6 tRNA genes are annotated in these 592 nt (G+C 53.9%); all 6 read right to left on the reverse strand.

What is annotated here, in order from left to right:
* Positions 1 to 5: 5 nt before the first annotated feature.
* The 6 genes from ACE6ED_RS29215 to ACE6ED_RS29240 all read right to left on the reverse strand — a co-directional run bounded on the left by ACE6ED_RS29215 (position 6) and on the right by ACE6ED_RS29240 (position 579).
* Positions 6 to 93: transfer RNA gene (locus tag ACE6ED_RS29215), tRNA-Leu, on the reverse strand.
* 18 nt (positions 94 to 111) lie between these two features.
* Positions 112 to 187, reverse strand: a tRNA-Lys gene (locus tag ACE6ED_RS29220).
* A gap of 15 nt (positions 188 to 202) precedes the next feature.
* Positions 203 to 277: transfer RNA gene (locus ACE6ED_RS29225), tRNA-Gln, on the reverse strand.
* A gap of 18 nt (positions 278 to 295) precedes the next feature.
* A tRNA-His gene (locus ACE6ED_RS29230) sits at positions 296 to 371 on the reverse strand.
* 41 nt (positions 372 to 412) lie between these two features.
* A tRNA-Asp gene (locus tag ACE6ED_RS29235) sits at positions 413 to 489 on the reverse strand.
* Between the two features lie 13 nt (positions 490 to 502).
* Positions 503 to 579 (reverse strand) — tRNA-Met (locus ACE6ED_RS29240).
* Between the last annotated feature and the right edge of the window lie 13 nt (positions 580 to 592).

Consider the following 592-nt stretch of genomic DNA (forward strand, 5'->3'; position numbering starts at 1 on the left):
AAATATGGTGCGGTCGAGAGGACTCGAACCTCCACGGGGGGTTAGCCCACACGGACCTGAACCGTGCGCGTCTGCCAATTCCGCCACGACCGCATACTACCAAGTAAAACATGGTGAGCCATGAAGGACTCGAACCTTCGACACCCTGATTAAAAGTCAGGTGCTCTACCAACTGAGCTAATGGCTCTAATTTTGAAAAGAATGGCTGGGGATATAGGATTCGAACCTATGCATGACGGAGTCAAAGTCCGTTGCCTTACCGCTTGGCTAATCCCCAACAGGATCAAAGTTACAATGGGGCGATCGATGGGACTTGAACCCACGAATGCCGGAGCCACAATCCGGTGCGTTAACCCCTTCGCCACGACCGCCATAATAATGCAAGCACTGCTGCGAAAGCTAAAACTGAAAGTGGCGGAACCGACGGGATTCGAACCCGCGATCTCCTGCGTGACAGGCAGGCATGTTAGGCCTCTACACCACGGTTCCACAAGAAATAATTTGGTTGCGGGGGCAGGATTTGAACCTGCGGCCTTCGGGTTATGAGCCCGACGAGCTACCGGGCTGCTCCACCCCGCGTCAGTATAAAGTG

The sequence above is a fragment of the Paenibacillus nanchangensis genome, assembly GCF_046543445.1.
GTDB lineage: Bacteria > Bacillota > Bacilli > Paenibacillales > Paenibacillaceae > Paenibacillus_AQ > Paenibacillus_AQ nanchangensis.